Origin of the sequence: Streptomyces sp. NPDC093221 (assembly GCF_044753885.1) — a bacterium.
GTDB lineage: Bacteria > Actinomycetota > Actinomycetes > Streptomycetales > Streptomycetaceae > Actinacidiphila.
The window spans coordinates 878931-894828 of record NZ_JBIVOA010000003.1; the positions used below are offsets into that span (position 1 = coordinate 878931).

The following is a 15898-nucleotide window of genomic DNA, read 5'->3' on the forward strand; positions in this document are numbered from 1 at the left end:
GCGCAAGCGGGCGCGCGACCCAGGCCGACGTGACCCGCCCCCACCGGCCGCCCGCCGCCGGCAACGCCCCACCCCACCCCGCTCAGTCGCGCCCCGCCGCATCCCGATCCCAGCCCCCGCAGCCGAGCCACACCCCGCCTCCCCCCGACCCCCCTCAGTCGCGTCCCGCTCCCCCTCCCTCCCAACCCCCGCAGCCAGACCCGGCGCCCTCTACGCCCCAGCTCTCGGAGCCCGTCCGGCGATTGAGGACACAGGGGCGGGCGGGCGGGGGAGAGAACCCTCCTGAGGGCGGGGCGTATGACGTGGTGACGTTGGGGCGGGTGGGGGTGGACCTCTATCCCGAGCAGAGCGGGGTGGGGCTCGCGGAGGTGCGGACGTTCGCGAAGTCGCTCGGCGGGACGGCCGGAAACGTGGCGGTGGCAGCGGCCCGCCTCGGGCTGCGAACGGCCGTGCTGACGGGCGTGGGTGACGACCCGTTCGGCACGTACGTCCGCACGGCGCTCAAAGGCTTCGGCGTGGACGACAAGCTGGTCACGACCGTGCCCGGGGTGCAAACCCCCGTCGTGTTCTGCGAGTTGTTCCCGCCCGACGACTTCCCGATCTACTTCTACCGGCGCCCGGTCGCGCCCGACCAGTGCCTCGAACCGGACACGCTGGACCGCGCGGCGGTCAGGACGGCGCGGGCCCTGTGGATCACCGGCTCGGCCCTCGCGGTGGAACCGACGCGCTCGACCGTCTTCGCGGCGCTGGACGCCCGCGAGGGCGGCGAGGTGTGGTTCGACCTGGACTGGCGCCCCGGCTTCTGGGAGGACCCGGCGCAGGCCCCCGCGCTGTACGCCCGCGCGCTGGCGTACGCGACGGTGGCCGTCGGCAATCTGGACGAGACGGAGATCGCGGTCGGCAGCCGCGACCCGGAGACGGCGGCCGGGCTGCTGCTGCGGCGCGGCGTGCGGACGGCGGTCGTCAAGCAGGGCCCGGCCGGAGTGCTGGGCAGAACCGCCCGCGAGCAGCACTCGGTGCCGCCGGTCCCGGTGAAGGCCGTCAACGGCCTCGGGGCCGGTGACGCCTTCGGTGGAGCCCTGTGCGCGGGCCTGCTGTCCGGGGAGCCGCTGCCCGACGTGCTTCGGGCGGCCAACGCGGCCGGTGCCCTGGTCGCCTCCCGCCTGGCGTGCGCCGACGCGATGCCGACCCGCCGGGAGATCGACGAGCTGCTGCGCGAGCCCGCGCCACCCACCGTGCTCGCGCCACCCACCGCGCCCGCCACACCCGGCACGCCCACCGCGCCCGCCGCGCCCGCCGAAGGAGTTGAGCCCCGGTGACCCATCTGGCCGCGGGCACCGCGGAAAAGGACGGCTTCGACCTGTGGGTGGATCCGGCCGTCGCGGGCTGGTCGTACTCGTCCCTGCGGACCCTGACCCTGGCGCCGGGCGCCCTGCGCCGCTTCGCGGCCGGGGACAGCGAGTGGATCGTGCTGCCGCTGGCGGGCGGCTGCGCGGTGACGGTGACGCAGGCCGACGGCACCGAGGCCGCCTTCGAACTGCGCGGCCGCGTCAGCGTGTTCAGCGGCGTCAGCGACTTCGCGTATGTTCCGCGGGACGCGGAGGTCACCGTCGTCAGCCCCGGCGGCAGCCGCCTGGCGCTGGCGGGGGCGCGCTGCGAGCGGCGGCTGCCCGCGCGGTACGGCCCGGCCTCCGCGGTGCCGGTGGAGCTGCGCGGGGCGGGCGGCGCGAGCCGCCAGGTCAACAACTTCGCGGCGGCGGGCGTCTTCGCCTGCGACCGGCTGATCGCGGTGGAGGTGCTGACACCGGGCGGCAACTGGTCGTCGTTCCCGCCGCACAAGCACGACGAGGCGGGCCCGCACGAGTCGGTCCTCGAAGAGATCTACTACTACGAGTTCGGCGGCGGCCCGGCCGCGCTGGGCTACCAGCGCGTCTACCCCTCCCCCGCAGGTGCCACCGACGTCCTCGCCGAAGTCCGCACCGGCGACGCGGTGTTGATCCCCGACGGCTGGCACGGCCCGAGCATGGCGGTCCCCGGCTACGACATGTACTACCTGAACGTGATGGCGGGCCCCGGCGCCGAACGGGCCTGGCTGATCAGCGACGACCCGGCACACGCGTGGGTCCGCGCGTCATGGGCGGACCAACTCCCCGACCCCCGGCTGCCGTTGTACGCGCCGCCGGTCACGAAGCAGGAGGGCGGCACCGTATGAGCGTCAGACTCACCGTCGCACAGGCCCTCGTCCGGTTCCTGTCCGTCCAGTTCACCGAGCGGGACGGCGTGCGCCACCGGTCGGTGGCCGGGATGTGGGGCATCTTCGGGCACGGCAATGTCGCGGGCGTCGGCCAGGCGCTGCTGGCGGCCGGGCCCGAGGCGATGCCGTACCACCAGGGGCGCAACGAGCAGGCGATGGTGCACGCGGCCGTCGGCTACGCCCGGACCCGGCACGGGCTCTCGGCGATGGCGTGCACGACGTCGATCGGTCCCGGCGCGACCAATCTCGTCACGGGCGCGGCGCTCGCGACGATCAACCGGGTGCCGGTGCTGCTGCTCCCCGGTGACGTCTTCGCGACCCGCCCCGCCGACCCGGTGCTCCAGCAGCTCGAAGTGCCCTGGGCGTACGACATCACCGTCAATGACGCGCTGCGGCCGGTGTCGCGCTGGTTCGACCGGATCTGGCGGCCCGAGATGCTGCCCGCCTCGCTGCTCCAGGCGATGCGGGTGCTGACCGACCCCGTCGACACGGGCGCGGTGACGCTGGCGCTGCCGCAGGACGTGCAGGCGGAGGCGTACGACTGGCCGGACGAGCTGTTCCGCGAGCGGGTCTGGCAGGTGCGGCGGCCCGTGCCGGACGCGGACGCGGTGGCGGAGGCCGCCGCCCTGCTGCGCGGCGCGCGTCGGCCGCTGATCGTCGCGGGCGGCGGGGTGCGGATCTCCGAAGCGGCGTCCGCGCTGGCCGAGTTGGCGGCGGCGACCGGCATTCCGGTGGCCGAGACGCAAGGAGGCAAGGGCGCGCTGCGGTGGGACCATCCGCAGGCGCTCGGCGGCATCGGGCACACCGGTACGGCGCCCGCCGACGCGGCGGCGCGGGAGGCCGACGTGGTGCTCGGCGTCGGCACCCGGTGGACGGACTTCACCACGGCGTCCGGTGCGCTCTTCGCGCCCGACGCGCGCTTCGTCAGTCTCAACATCGCCTCTTTCGACGGCCACAAGATGGCCGGACTGGCGCTCGTCGGCGACGCTCGGGCCGGAATCGCCGCCCTGGCCGCCGAGTTGACGGGCCATCAGGCACCGGGGCGGACCCCCGACGCGCGCCGGGCGCTGGCCGACTGGCGGGCCCGTACGGACGCTGCCTTCGGTGACGGCGGCGGCGAGGGACCGCCGTCGCAGAGCGAGGTCGTCGGGGCACTGGACGCGGTGCTGCACGACCGGGACGTGGTGGTCAACGCGGCCGGTTCCCTCCCGGGTGACCTGCACAAACTGTGGCGGGCGCGGGACGTGGGGCAGTATCACGTCGAGTACGGCTTCTCCTGCATGGGGTACGAGATCCCGGCCGCGATCGGCGTGAAGCTGGCGGCGCCCGACCGCGAGGTGTTCGCGCTCGTGGGCGACGGCACGTACTTGATGCTGCCGACGGAGGTCGTGACCGCCGTCCAGGAGGGCGTTCCGATCAATGTGGTGATCGTCCAGAACCACGGATACGCCTCCATCGGGGGCCTGTCCGAGCAGGTCGGCGCCGAACGCTTCGGCACCGCCTACCGGTTCCGCGCCCCTGACGGGTCCTTCGCGGGCGAGCCGCTGCCGGTGGACCTCGCGGCCAACGCCGCCAGCCTCGGCCTCGAGGTCTTCACCGCCCGTACGGCCAAGGAGTTGCGCGCCGCGCTGGCCGCCGCCCGCGAGTCGCCCCGGGCGACGGCCGTGTACGTCGAGACCGACCCCGCGCGGCCCGGACCCGGCGCCGAGGCGTGGTGGGACGTCCCGGTCGCCGAGGTGTCGGACCGTCCGGCCACGCGGGCCGCCCGCGAGGCGTACGACCGGGCGCGCCCGGCACCCGGGACCCGGCCCCGTCTTTAGGGCCTGTCCGCGGGGCCCTGGGCCGGGCCGCCGCATGCGGCGGGCGGGATCGGCACGCCCTTGCGGGCGAGGAGCGACTTGAGGGACTGGATGATCGGGAAGACCTCGTTGTTGAGGTCGGCGCCCTGGCTCTCGTAGGCGCGCTGCTCCGCCTCGACGATGACGCGGTCCTGGCCGAAGATGCCCTCGGTGAAGAGCGTGATGACCGGCCACAGCAGGTGGATCACGCCGGGGACCGGAGGCTTTTGGATCATGATCAGGCCGTAGGTGTGATTGTGGTGCTGGGCCTGGTCGGTGGGCATGTAGGCGTTCCACAGGTCGAGGGCCGGGGGCTCCTCGCGCTTGCCGTCGGTCCAGTACCGCAGCGTCTGGTACGGGTAGCCGGTGCGGATCGTCATCAGGTCCGCGTACTTGTCGTCGTTGCCGCTGCCGATGATCAGGCGCTCGCCGAGGGACTGCTTGCCCTCGGTGCGCGAGAAGGAGTAGTCGGCCTCCAGCCAGTCCTCGCCCTCGCGGACGTCCAGCAGCTTGGCCCGGATCCGGCCCATCAGACTGCGGTGCAGGAACTGGTGGTTCATGTCCATCAGGTTCTCGTGCATGAACGAGTAGTGGCAGGCGATGTCCCGGTCGAGCACGCGCGTCTTGTACCGGCGGTCGGCGTACGAGGGCAGTTCCGGCATCGGCGTGACCTCGGCCAGTTCCTGATCGCCGGGGAAGACGAAGACGAATCCGTACGCCTCGCGGCACGCGTAACTGCGCACGCCGTTGGGCAGTTTCCGCTTCCGGTCCAGATAGGGGATGTTCACGCACGCGCCCGTGCGGTCGTACGTCCAGCAGTGGTAGCCGCAGAGCAGCCGCTCGTCCTTCACCACGCCCATGCTCAGCGGGACCTGGCGGTGGGCGCAGCGGTCCTCCAGGGCGTACGGCGCGCCCTTCTCCGGCCGGACCAGGACGATCTCCGTCCCGGCGTACTTCACGGCCAGCGTCTTGCCGCTCTTGAGGTCGCGGGACCGGGCGAGCGGATACCAGAAGTCCGGGTCGAGTCCGGTCGTGCGGGTGGTGGGGACGTCCTCCTCCGGTGCCACGTCGCGGTATTTGCGCAATGGGGGCTTCGTCTGCGGGAGCGTCATACCAGAAATACGAACGTACCGGTCAGTACGTTCGCGTGGCGGCCTCACCAAATCGTCATGACTTGGTCAAGTCCGCGTCCACGCGTAGATTTCCGGTGCCGATGTCGTGATCATCTCCGGGACCGGCGGCGGAATTCCGCCGGGCCCGGCACGGGGACCGGCGGCGCGGAACATCACTGGGGGCAGATGTGGACTGGGGAACGCTCGTCGCGACGCTCAGCGGCGGTGGCATCGCCATTTCCGGCACCGTGCTCGCCGACCATTTGCGCCGCCGCCACGAGGACGGCCGGGGCACCGACGCGCGGCGCCGGGCGGTCTACATCGACTTCATCAGCGCCACCGGGGTCTGCCACGCGGGCCTGCGCCGGATCGCCCAGAATCCGGGCGCGGAGCCGGACGTGGACGCCGCGTCGCGCGCCGCGCTCGACGACGCCGGGATCTACGAGGCGCGCGAGCGGCTCTTCATCGACGCCTCCACCGCCGTCGCGGGCGCGGGCCAGGCGATGTTCGAGCACCTGCGCGCCGTTCAGCGGGCGGTCGCGGCGGGGGCCGCTTCGACGTCCGTCGCCTTCCACGACGTCTATCACCCCTATCTCGGCGCGGTGTGGACCTACCGGGTGGCCGTGCGCAGGGAGTTGGAAGGTCTCTCCCTTTCACCGGAGGCTTTCGGCTGGTCCGAGTGGGACGGCAAGGACCGGTGCCCGATCTGCCGGGCCGCGCTCGACGCGAGCTGATGACCGCGCTCGGCGCGAGCTGATTCCGGAACGGGCACACGGCGCGGGCCGCGTACACCCGACATGCCGTGAAGGCATTATCAGGACAGAAATTGGCGTTCTTTCGCCCGCGCGGCAACCTGTGCGCGCTCGCGTCCCTGTTCGCAGGTAGACCCAACCGCACCTGGACGCGAGGAATTCGATGACGCATACCCAAGGCAGCCGACGTCTCAGGCGCTCGGCTCTCGTGGCCGCGGCGGCTTTCGCCGTGGTCGCGGGCGGCGTCGGCGCCGCACCCGGCGCCGGAGCGGCGACGCCCGTGACCCCCAAGCTGAAGCTGGTGGCCGCCTCCACCTCGGTCACCGCTGACCGCTACGACGGCGACACCGGCGTCTACCTGGACCTCGGCGCGTACCTCACCGCCGACAAGGCGCCGTTCGAACTCCGCGTGACCCGTAAGTCGTACAAGGACCCGGTGGTCGTCGCGCAGGTGACGCGCGGCGGCTCGAAGACGGTCACGAAGACGCTGCCCGCCGGGCTGGTCAAGGACTTCGCCGGGCTGCCGGGCTTCCTCCAGGTGACCATCACCGACAGCAAGGGCGTGAAGGTCGCGAGCACCAGCGACACCTTCTGCCCGAACTCCGCGTCGGGCCGCATCCGTCCGGACGCCCCGGCCACCTCGCCGTACCCGGACGGCTGCTCCGACAACCCGTTCACGCTCGGCTCGGTGTGGGGCGTCCAGAAGGGCTGGGCCGCGGCGGCCTCGCAGGGCATCGGCCCGGACGGCGGGGTCGACCTGAAGGCCGGCACGTACACCGCGAAGATCTCCGTGGCGAAGAAGTACCGGGACGTGTTCGGGATTCCGAACGACCAGCCGACGGTGAAGGTGACCGTGCGGACCGTGCAGGACGGGTCGGGCGCGGCGCGGTCGCGGATGTCGGCCGCGCTGCCGGGCGGACAGCCGCGCGCGGGCTCCGCGCCGGGCACGCTCAGGGCCGCCGCGCACCGGCCGACGGGCGCCGCGGGCGTGCCGTCCAACGTGCCGAAGCCGGACCTGCGGGCGCTGCCCGCGTACGGCATCGCGATCACCGACGGCAGCGACGGCGGTGAGGGCGACACCCCGGCCACCGGCACCGACTACCTGGCCTTCAGCGCCACCGTGTGGGACGCGGGCCCGGCGCCGCTGGTCGTGGACGGCTTCCGCACTCCCGGCAAGGAGAAGATGGACGCCTACCAGTACTTCTACGACGCCAAGGGCAAGCAGGTCGGCTACACGCCCACCGGCACCATGGAGTGGGACCCGCGCGTCGGCCACCAGCACTGGCACTTCTCGGACTTCGCCAGCTACCGGCTGCTGAGCTCCGACAAGAAGCTGATCGTCCGCAGCGGCAAGGAAGCCTTCTGCCTGGCCAACACCGACGCCATCGACTACACGGTGAAGAACGCCAACTGGCACCCGAACAACACCGATCTGGCGACCGCCTGCGGTGAGCACAGCGCGCTGTCGGTGCGCGAGGTGCTGGACGTCGGCAACGGCGACACGTACTCGCAGTACCGCCCGGGCCAGTCCTTCGACATCAGCAAGCTGGCGAACGGCACGTACTACATCCAGGTGATCGCCAACCCCGACCACCGGCTCAAGGAGAGCAGTTACGGCAACAACGTGGCGCTGCGCAAGGTGATCCTGGGCGGCACGCCGGGCCACCGCACGGTCAAGGTGCCCGCGTACGAGCTGGTCAACGCGCCCTGATCCAGGGCGCGTTGACCGTCCGGGGTCCGGCCGCCTCCCCTCCTCGCGGCCGGGCCCCTCTTCCGCGTCCTTCGCGCTCTTCGCGTCCTTCGCGCGCGGGCCGCGGGCTAGGGTGACGTGATGGTCGAGATTCCCGAGGACTTCGCGCGCGGCACGGTGGCGCGGGAGGCGGGCCGGGGCCGCGAGTGGATCGCCGGGCTGCCGACGCTCGTCGACGAACTGCTCCAGCGCTGGGACTGCGTACCGGAGGCGGCCGTCGTCCACGGGCAGGTCGGCGTGGTGCTGCCCGTACGCGACGGCGAGGGCCGGTCCGCCGTCCTCAAGGTCTCCTTCCCCCACCCCGGGAACGTCCACGAGCCGGACGCCTTCGCCGTGTGGCGCGGGCGCGGCGCCGTCCGGCTGTACGCGCGCGACGACGCGCGGTTCGCGATGCTGCTGGAGCGGGCCGAGCCGCGCTCGCTCGCCGAAGTCCCCGACGTGGACGAGGCGGTGGCCCTCGCGGGCGCCCTGGCGCGGCGGCTGGCCGTGCCCGCGCCCGCCGAACTGCCCAGGCTGCGCGACCAGGCGGAGCCCTGGGCGACCGAACTGCGCGCGGACCTCGCCGAGTTGGCGCAGCCGCTGCCCGCCCGTACCGTCGACGCCGCGCTCGCCACCCTCGCGGAGCTGGGCCCCGACCAGCCGGACACCCTCGTCCACGGCGACCTGCACTTCACCAATGTGCTGGCCTCCGCACGCGAGCCGTGGCTGGCCATCGACCCCAAGGGGTACGTCGGCGACCCGGCGTACGACACGGCCACGCTGCTGCGCGACCGCTACGAGGACCTGCTGGCCGCGCCCGACCTCAAGGCGGCCCTGCTGCGCCGCGTCGCGGTCTTCGCCGACGCGGCCGGGATCGACCGCGAACGGGCCCGCCGCTGGGCGCAGTACCGCGCGGTGACGGCCGCCGTGTGGGGGCGGCGGCACAGTGATCCGGACTGGGTGGTGCGGGCCACGGATGTCCTGGCGGACCTGCTCGTCTGAGGGCCGGGATCACCGATGCCGGGGCGGGCGGACGTATAAAGGAGCGCATGGACTCCTCGCAGGCCGACGCCTACCTCCAGCGCATCGGGGCCGAACGGCCCGCCGTCCCCGACGCGGCGGGGCTGCGCGAACTGCACCTGCGGCACCAGCTCGCCGTCCCCTTCGAGAACCTGTCGATCCACCTCGGCCAGGACATCGTGCTCACCGAGCCCGCGCTCTTCGAGAAGGTCGTCACGGACCGACGGGGCGGATTCTGCTACGAGTTGAACGGCGCCTTCGGCGCGCTGCTGCGCTCGCTCGGCTACGGGGTGGAGCTGCTGGCCGCGCGGGTGTACGGGAAGGACGGCCGCGTCGGGCCGCCGTACGACCATCTCGCGCTGCGGGTACGGACGGCGGACGGCGAGACGTGGCTGGCCGATGTCGGCTTCGGCCGCCACAGTCACTTTCCGCTGCGCTACGCCGAGCGGGGTGAACAGGGCGATCCGGGAGGGGTGTTCCGGATCGCGGACGCCGATGCCGACGCCGACGCCCACTCGGACGCGGGGGATCTTGTCGTCGTGCGCGACGGTGAGCCGCAGTATCTGCTGGAGCGGCGGCCCCGGCTGCTGGCGGACTTCGAGGCCACCTGCTGGTGGCAGCGCACCTCGCCCGTCTCGCACTTCCGCACGTCCCTCATCTGCTCCCGCCTCACCCCCGAGGGGCGCGCCACGCTCAGCGGGCGCACCCTCGTCCTCACCGCCTCCGGCACGCGCGAGGAGCGCGAACTCCCCGACGCCGAGGCCGTGCTCGCCGCCTACCGCACCCACTTCTCGCTCGACCTCCCCCGCGAGCCCGCCGTCACCCCACCCACACCGCCCGCAGCGTGACCTGCTCCGGGGCGCGCCGGCTGTGCGGGCCCAGCGTCGCGTACCCGCCGGTGCAGTCCGCCCCCGTATAGACCCGCACCGTCTCCCCCGTCTCGTTCCACGGCGCGTACGCCGCTCCGTACGCCCTCGGCCCGATCACCTCCGGCAGCACGAGGCACTGCCCGCTCGGCGGGTCGGTCAGCACACTGGTCATCGGCCCCTGCCGCGTCATGAACGTGTACGAGAATCTGCCGGTCGCGGCTGCGGCGCTTCCGTCCGGCAGACACGTCGCTGCCGCGAGCAGGCCCGTCGTCACGGCGACGGCGGCGGTACGCGTGCGCATGCGGCCCCTCCCAAGGTCGGCTTCTCCGCCCCCGAAGCTACGGCTGACGCCGTCCTCTCCCCGCAAAACCGTTCCCCCCGGCGAGCCGCCGCCATCTGGGACACAGGAAGGTGCGTTCCCCGCGCCCCTGAAAAGATCAGCTCACCGCCCACGGCAACGAACCCGCCAGCGCCCCGCCCTGAAGGATGGGTGCGGGGCGGAACAGGGGGCAGGCTTACCGCAGGTCTCATGCTCCTCTCATGTCACGTTGCGGTGACAGCTGCCCCCACCCCCGGCGAAAGGCGAGGCGGCTGCCGGTACCGTGCTGATCGCGTGCACCGCCCCACCGGCGCACGGTCCGTTCGCGCCCGCGCGCTTCGGTGCGCCCGCGCAGCAGCCCGCAGCCTCAGGAAGGACGGCGATACGCCGTGTACCGCTGGGAAACCACGCGAGCCGCACTGGCGCAGCGGGTGTTCGCCACGATCCGTAGCGAGAGTTACGACCAGGCGGCGGCAACGGCGGACACGCTGCTGTCCGCGGGGCTGACGACGCTGGAGATCTCGCTGACGACGCCCTTCGCGCTGGAGGCGGTGACGACGCTGGTGCGCGAGGTCGGGGACGACGCGGTGATCGGCGCGGGGACCGTACTGGACGCGGTGTCGGCGCGGATGGCGATCGACGCGGGCGCACGGTTCCTGCTGTCGCCGAGCCTGGACGAGGACGTGCTGAAGACCGGCCACCGGTACGGCGTACCGGTGTTCCCCGGGGTCGCCACGCCCGGCGAGGTGGTGCGGGCGATGGAACTGGGCGCGGACGCGCTGACGCTCTATCCGGCCACCTCGTTCACCCCCGCGTGGGTCACCGACGTGCTGGCGATCATGCCGCAGGCGGCCCTGCTGCCCTGCGGCGGCATCACCGTGGCCGACGCGCCCTCGTGGGTCGCGTCGGGCGCCGTCGCGGTCGGCATGGGCTCGGCGCTGACGTCGGGCGACCGCGAGACCGTGACGAAACGGCTGACCGAGCTCCTGGAACGGCTGGCGGACACCGTCTGAACGCCGTGCCTCCTGGTTAGGCTGGTCCGTGGGGGACGCGGACCCGAGGGGGAGCTGTGAGCACACCGGAGACGGTGGATCTGCATGTCTACGCCCGCGCGTACGGCGAGGACTTCACCGCCGACCCGTACCCCGTCTACGCGCGGCTGCGCGAGCGCGGTCCCGTCCACCACGTCCGGACGGCGGACACCGGCGCGATGTGGCTGGTCGTCGGGCACGACGAGGCGCGCGCCGCGCTCGCCGACAGCCGGTTGAGCAAGAACTGGCAGTCGCTGCTGCCCGACGGCGACGTCTCGGGCGGCTTCGCCAGCCACATGCTGGACGCCGACCCGCCCCGGCACACCCGGCTGCGCAAGCTGGTGTCACGGGAGTTCACCCCGCGCCGCGTCGAGGCGCTGCGCCCGCGCGTCCAGGCGATCACCGACGACCTCGTCGAGGCGATGCTGCCCGGCGGGAGCGCCGACCTCGTCGACGCCCTCGCCTTCCCGCTGCCGATGACCGTCATCTGTGAACTGCTCGGCGTGCCCGACCTGGACCGCGAGGCGTTCCGCGGCTGGTCCAACGAGATCGTCGGCCCCACCGGCCCCGAGGCCGAGGCCGACGCGGTCCAGGCCATGTCGGAGTACCTGGTCAAGCTGATCGAGGACAAGCGGTGCACCGCGCCGCGCGACGACCTGCTGAGCGCGCTGATCCGTACGCGGTACGAGGACGGCGACCGGCTCTCGTCCGACGAACTGGTGGGCATGGCCTTCCTGCTGCTGGTCGCCGGGCACGAGACGACCGTCAACCTCATCGCCAACGGCGTCCTCGCCCTGCTCCGGCACCCCGACCAGCTCGCCGCCCTGCTCGCCGACCCCGGACTGCTCGACGGCGCCGTCGAGGAGATGCTGCGCTACGACGGTCCGGTGGAGACCACGACATGGCGGTTCGCCCGCGAGACCCTGGAGATCGGCGGCGTACGCGTCCCCTCGGGCGACTCCGTCCTGATCGCCCTCGCGTCCGCCGACCGCGACCCCGGCCGCTATCCGGCGCCCGACACGTTCGACATCCGCCGCTCCCCGCAGGGGCACCTCGCCTTCGGCCACGGCATCCACTACTGCCTCGGCGCGCCGCTGGCCCGGCTCGAAGGCCGGATCGCCGTCAGGACCCTGCTCGACCGCTGCCCCGGCCTGGAGCTCGCCGCCGACCCGGCCGCCCTGACCTGGCGCCCCGGCCTCCTCATCCGCGGTGTGCACCGCCTCCCGGTGACCTTCTGACCGCTCTCCCCGGCCAGGGCCCGTGCGGGGGCAGGCTCTAGAATCACGGCGGCGGCCGAGCCGTACGCGCGCGCCCCTTACCTGCCAGGAGGCACCCCGTGTCAGTCGTCGCCGTCCCCGGTTCCAAGTCGGTGACCGCCCGGGCGCTCTTTCTCGCCGCCGCCGCCGAGGGCACCACTGTGCTGCGCCGGCCGCTGCTGTCGGACGACACCGACGGGTTCGCGGAGGGCCTGACCCGGCTCGGGTACCGCGTCGAGCGCGATCCGCAGGCGTGGCGGATCACCGGCCGCCCGTCGGGGCCCGCCGTGCCGGAGGCCGACGTGTACTGCCGTGACGCCGCCACCGCCGCCCGCTTCCTGCCCGCGCTGGCCGCCGCGGGCCACGGCACGTACCGCTTCGACGCGTCCGCGCAGATGCGCCGCCGCCCGGTCGCGCCGCTCACGACGGCGCTGCGCTCGCTGGGCGTGGACCTGACGCACGAGGAGGCCGAGGGGCATCTGCCGCTGACGGTGGTCGCCGACGGTCTCAAGGGCGGGGCGATCGACCTGGACGCGGGGCTGTCGTCGCAGTTCCTGACGGCGCTGCTGCTCGCGGGGCCGCTGATGGCCGAGGGGCTGCGGATCCACGTCACGGACCTGGTCTCCGCGCCCTATGTGGAGATCACGCTGGCGATGATGCGGCGCTTCGGCGTCGAGGTGGCGCGCGAGGGCGCGACCTTCGTGGTGCCGCCGGGCGGCTACCGCGCCGTCGACTACCCGATCGAGCCCGACGCCTCCACGGCCAGCTACTTCTTCGCCGCCGCCGCGCTGTCCGGCCGCACCGCGACCGTGCCGGGGCTCGGCGCGGACGCCCTCCAGGGCGACCTGCGCTTCGTGGACGTCCTGCGGTCGATGGGCGCCGACGTCGAGATCGGCCCGGACGCCACCACCGTCACCGGCACGGGCCGCCTGAGCGGTCTCACCGTCAACATGCGGGACATCTCGGACACGATGCCGACGCTCGCGGCCATCGCGCCCTTCGCCGACGGGCCGGTCCGTATCGAGGACGTCTACAACACCCGCGTCAAGGAGTGCGACCGGCTGGAGGCGTGCGCGGAGAATCTGCGGCGCCAGGGCATCACGGTCACCACGGGACGCGACTGGATCGAGATCGCGCCGGGGACCCCCGCGCCGGTCGAGATCGCCTGCCACGGGGACCACCGCATCGCGATGAGCTTCGCGGTCGCCGGGCTGCGCACGCCGGGCACCACCTTCGACGAGCCGGGCTGCGTCAAGAAGACCTTCCCCGACTTCCACTCCTTCTTCGCCTCGGTGCGCGCCGACTGGGGCGTGTGACCGACACTGCGTGCCGGACCCCGCCCCGGCCGGAACGGCGGCGGCCGGGGTCAGCCCGCGTGCGTGGAGAACAGACCTCCGGTGGGCCCCTGCTTGTCGCCGCCCTGGGACTTCTTGAGGGCGTTGGCGAGTCCTTCGATCGTCATGGACTGGAGGATGACCCGGCCGTTGCCTTCGAGGGTGGCCAGGGACAGGCCCTCGCCGCCGAAGACGGCGTTCATGACGCCCTGGCGGTTGAGGCCGCCGATGCGCTGGACGCCGTACTGGATGCCCTCCTCGAAGGCGACGATGCAGCCGGTGTCGACCTCGATCCGGCCGCCGAACTCGGCGGGGTTGAGGTCGATGAAGTTGCCCGCGCCCGCGATGATCACGGTGCCGGTGCCGGTGAACTTCTCCAGGACGAAGCCCTCGCCGCCGCTCATGCCCTGGCGCCCGCCCGCGAAGGCGATGCCGAACTGGACGGTGGACTCGGCGGCGACGAAGGCGTCCTTCTCGGCGAACCAGGCGCGTGAGCCGGTCAGTTCGAGGGCGCGCATCTCGCCGGGGAGCACACCGGCGAAGCCGACGGTGCCCTCGCCGCCCGAGGCGGTGAAGTACTGGAAGGCCAGCGACTCCCCGGCCAGGGCGCGCTGGCCGACCTGCATGGCGGTGCCCATGGCCTGCCGGAGCATGCCGCCCACACCGGAGCCGCCGGAGCCGGACCCGGAACCTGCGCCTGAACCGCCCGAGCCGGGGCCGCCCAGCCGCGTCTCCATCGAGACGTTGGCCGTCTTGAACAGGAACTTCCCCGCCTCGCAGTACACCGTCTGGCCCGGGCTGAGGGTGCAGACGGCCATCTGCATGGCGTTGCCGACGATCTGCTGCTGGAGGGTCACAGCGGTACTCCTAGGACGACGGGCCAAGGTGCGGCGGGCGGGTGGCCGCCGGGCCGAGCGTAGCCCCGGCGCGGCACACCACCAGCCTCACCGTCAACGTATCGCCCGCGCGATCCGGTTCCGCGCCGGACCCGGACCGCCGTGTGCCGGGCCGCCGCCGTCGGGCCCTGCGGGCTGCGCGGGCAGCCGTACGGTCCGCTCGCCGCCCGCGTCGAGGAAACGGGCCAGCGGCAGTGTCGCGGCGCCCACGGTGACCGCGTCGGCGCCGAGCCTGCCCAGTTCGATGGAGGTCTGCGCGCAGGGGTGGTGCAGGGAGTACGCGGCGGCGACCTCGCGGACGGTGGGCAGCAGCCGGGGGCCGAGCAGCAGTCCCGCCCAGCCGCCGATGACGATGCGCTGCGGGTTGAAGAGGTTGATCAGGTCGGCGATCCCGGCGCCGAGGTATTCGGCGGCCTCGGCGAGCAGTCCCCCGGCCTCGGGGTCGTGGTCGGCGGCGGCGATGAGAGCGGCCAGGCCGGTCTCCTCGCTGACCCCCGTGGGCGCCGACGGCCAGCGGCCGAGCAGTGCCTCGGCGCCGACGTACGCCTCCAGGCAGCCGCGTGAGCCGCAGCGGCAGGTGCGCCCGCCGACCCGCAGCGTGGTGTGGCCCCACTCCCCCGCGCTGCTGCTCGCGCCGCGGTACGGGGTGCCGTCGGCGACCACGGCCGCGCCGACGCCGGAGCCGATGAGGGCGATGACGACGTTGCCGGAGCCGCGTCCGCCGCCGAACCACATCTCGGCCTGGCCGAGGGTCTTGGCACCGTTGTCGATGTAGAGCGGAAGGGCGGTCCCGGCGCGCAGCAGGCGGCCGAAGGGGACGGCTTCCCAGCCGATGGTCTGGCCGTGCACGACGACGCCGTCGCCCTCGCCGGGCGCGTTGTCGCCCTGCTCGACGATGCCGGGGACGCCGATGCCGACGCCGAGCACCTCGCTGTCGTCGATCCCGGCCTCGCGGACCACGGACTCGATGCCTTCGAGCGCGAGCCGTACGACGTGGTCGACGTCGTGGCCGCTGTCGGACAACGGCAGGTCGGCCGCGGCCCGTTCGGTCAGCGCGAGGTCGAACAGCTCGACCCTGACGCGGGTCTCGCCGACGTCCACGCCGACCACGTATCCGTATCCGGCGGAGACCTGGAGCAGGATGCGCGGCCGGCCGCCGTCGGACTCGACGGCACCCGCCTCCTCGACCATGCCGTCGGCGATCAGCTCGCCGACGACGTTGCTGATCGACCCGGCGCTGAGGCCGGTGTCCCGGCCCAACTCCTGGCGGCTGAGGGGTCCCTCGAAATACAAATGACGCAGAAGCGATGCACGGTTGCCCCGCCGCAGGTCACGCACTGTTCGCTTGCCGCGTTCAGCCACTTTGTCGCCCTCCCGTCTCGTCCGGCGTGAATCTATCGCTGCACAGGGTCTTGACGCCACCTTTTCTCACAAGTTAAATCACGGCCTGAATTAAGGCACAGGCGCTGTTCACTTCCTGAAGCGAAC

General features: G+C 73.0%; 14 protein-coding genes. 10 read left to right on the forward strand and 4 right to left on the reverse strand.

The window, feature by feature from the left end; all coding sequences use genetic code 11:
- Window positions 1-326: 326 nt before the first annotated feature.
- From iolC to iolD, 3 genes are read left to right on the forward strand one after another with little or no spacing between them, the layout of a single operon-like run.
- Window positions 327-1319 carry a 5-dehydro-2-deoxygluconokinase gene (gene iolC, locus ACIQCJ_RS15745; protein ID WP_402711639.1) on the forward strand — a complete coding sequence of 331 codons (993 nt, stop codon included), beginning with the start codon at window positions 327-329 and terminating at the stop codon, window positions 1317-1319.
- On the forward strand, window positions 1316-2212 hold the full coding sequence (iolB, locus tag ACIQCJ_RS15750; RefSeq protein WP_391163622.1) for a 5-deoxy-glucuronate isomerase: 897 nt from the start codon (window positions 1316-1318) through the stop codon (window positions 2210-2212). The genes iolC and iolB overlap by 4 nt, the downstream gene beginning before the upstream one ends.
- Window positions 2209-4074: a 3D-(3,5/4)-trihydroxycyclohexane-1,2-dione acylhydrolase (decyclizing) gene (gene iolD / locus ACIQCJ_RS15755; RefSeq protein ID WP_402711640.1), complete on the forward strand. Its 1866-nt coding sequence runs from the start codon at window positions 2209-2211 to the stop codon at window positions 4072-4074. The genes iolB and iolD overlap by 4 nt, the downstream gene beginning before the upstream one ends.
- Here iolD and ACIQCJ_RS15760 read toward each other — a convergent pair.
- The gene (locus ACIQCJ_RS15760; RefSeq protein WP_391163620.1) at window positions 4071-5204 is read right to left on the reverse strand and encodes a Rieske 2Fe-2S domain-containing protein; all 1134 of its coding nucleotides are present in this window, start codon (window positions 5202-5204) and stop codon (window positions 4071-4073) included. The two genes, iolD and ACIQCJ_RS15760, sit on opposite strands and share 4 nt — an antisense overlap.
- 188 nt (window positions 5205-5392) lie before the next feature.
- On the opposite strand from ACIQCJ_RS15760, the gene ACIQCJ_RS15765 reads away from it, so the two are divergent.
- The 4 genes from ACIQCJ_RS15765 (at window position 5393) to ACIQCJ_RS15780 (ending at window position 9553) form a co-directional block, all read left to right on the forward strand.
- On the forward strand, window positions 5393-5938 hold the full coding sequence (locus ACIQCJ_RS15765; RefSeq protein WP_402711641.1) for a CchlQ: 546 nt from the start codon (window positions 5393-5395) through the stop codon (window positions 5936-5938).
- A 181-nt stretch (window positions 5939-6119) separates the two neighbouring features.
- Complete coding sequence (locus tag ACIQCJ_RS15770; protein WP_402711642.1) at window positions 6120-7667, forward strand: lysyl oxidase family protein; 1548 nt, start codon at window positions 6120-6122, stop codon at window positions 7665-7667.
- A gap of 120 nt (window positions 7668-7787) precedes the next feature.
- Window positions 7788-8687 carry an aminoglycoside phosphotransferase family protein gene (locus ACIQCJ_RS15775; RefSeq protein WP_402711643.1) on the forward strand — a complete coding sequence of 300 codons (900 nt, stop codon included), beginning with the start codon at window positions 7788-7790 and terminating at the stop codon, window positions 8685-8687.
- A gap of 47 nt (window positions 8688-8734) precedes the next feature.
- Window positions 8735-9553, forward strand: coding sequence for an arylamine N-acetyltransferase (locus ACIQCJ_RS15780; protein ID WP_402711644.1), 819 nt, complete (start codon window positions 8735-8737; stop codon window positions 9551-9553).
- Here ACIQCJ_RS15780 and ACIQCJ_RS15785 read toward each other — a convergent pair.
- Window positions 9525-9875: a hypothetical protein gene (locus ACIQCJ_RS15785; RefSeq protein WP_402711645.1), complete on the reverse strand. Its 351-nt coding sequence runs from the start codon at window positions 9873-9875 to the stop codon at window positions 9525-9527. The two genes, ACIQCJ_RS15780 and ACIQCJ_RS15785, sit on opposite strands and share 29 nt — an antisense overlap.
- Window positions 9876-10282: 407 nt before the next feature.
- Here ACIQCJ_RS15785 and ACIQCJ_RS15790 point away from each other — a divergent pair, with 407 nt between their 5' ends.
- The 3 genes from ACIQCJ_RS15790 to aroA all read left to right on the forward strand — a co-directional run bounded on the left by ACIQCJ_RS15790 (window position 10283) and on the right by aroA (window position 13496).
- Window positions 10283-10906 carry a bifunctional 4-hydroxy-2-oxoglutarate aldolase/2-dehydro-3-deoxy-phosphogluconate aldolase gene (locus ACIQCJ_RS15790; protein ID WP_355339016.1) on the forward strand — a complete coding sequence of 208 codons (624 nt, stop codon included), beginning with the start codon at window positions 10283-10285 and terminating at the stop codon, window positions 10904-10906.
- A 56-nt stretch (window positions 10907-10962) separates the two neighbouring features.
- The gene (locus ACIQCJ_RS15795; protein ID WP_402711646.1) at window positions 10963-12162 is read left to right on the forward strand and encodes a cytochrome P450; all 1200 of its coding nucleotides are present in this window, start codon (window positions 10963-10965) and stop codon (window positions 12160-12162) included.
- Window positions 12163-12260: 98 nt separating this feature from the next.
- Entirely contained in the window at window positions 12261-13496 is a 1236-nt protein-coding gene (gene aroA, locus ACIQCJ_RS15800) for a 3-phosphoshikimate 1-carboxyvinyltransferase (protein WP_401719581.1), read from the forward strand.
- Window positions 13497-13546: 50 nt separating this feature from the next.
- Here aroA and ACIQCJ_RS15805 read toward each other — a convergent pair whose 3' ends face one another.
- Window positions 13547-14371 (reverse strand): AIM24 family protein, encoded by an 825-nt coding sequence (locus ACIQCJ_RS15805; RefSeq protein ID WP_391049479.1) that lies wholly within the window; start codon window positions 14369-14371, stop codon window positions 13547-13549.
- A 93-nt stretch (window positions 14372-14464) separates the two neighbouring features.
- A complete protein-coding gene (locus ACIQCJ_RS15810; RefSeq protein ID WP_355339004.1) occupies window positions 14465-15772 on the reverse strand; it encodes an ROK family transcriptional regulator in 1308 nt (435 codons plus the stop codon).
- Between the last annotated feature and the right edge of the window lie 126 nt (window positions 15773-15898).

Bases quoted from the DNA above. Each gene is read 5' to 3' on its own strand.
- iolD (WP_402711640.1), top strand. From the start codon at position 2,209: ATGAGCGTCAGACTCACCGTCGCACAGGCCCTCGTCCGGTTCCTGTCC.
- ACIQCJ_RS15760 (WP_391163620.1), bottom strand. From the start codon at position 5,204: ATGACGCTCCCGCAGACGAAGCCCCCATTGCGCAAATACCGCGACGTG.
- ACIQCJ_RS15770 (WP_402711642.1), top strand. From the start codon at position 6,120: ATGACGCATACCCAAGGCAGCCGACGTCTCAGGCGCTCGGCTCTCGTG.
- ACIQCJ_RS15775 (WP_402711643.1), top strand. From the start codon at position 7,788: ATGGTCGAGATTCCCGAGGACTTCGCGCGCGGCACGGTGGCGCGGGAG.
- ACIQCJ_RS15780 (WP_402711644.1), top strand. From the start codon at position 8,735: ATGGACTCCTCGCAGGCCGACGCCTACCTCCAGCGCATCGGGGCCGAA.
- ACIQCJ_RS15785 (WP_402711645.1), bottom strand. From the start codon at position 9,875: ATGCGCACGCGTACCGCCGCCGTCGCCGTGACGACGGGCCTGCTCGCG.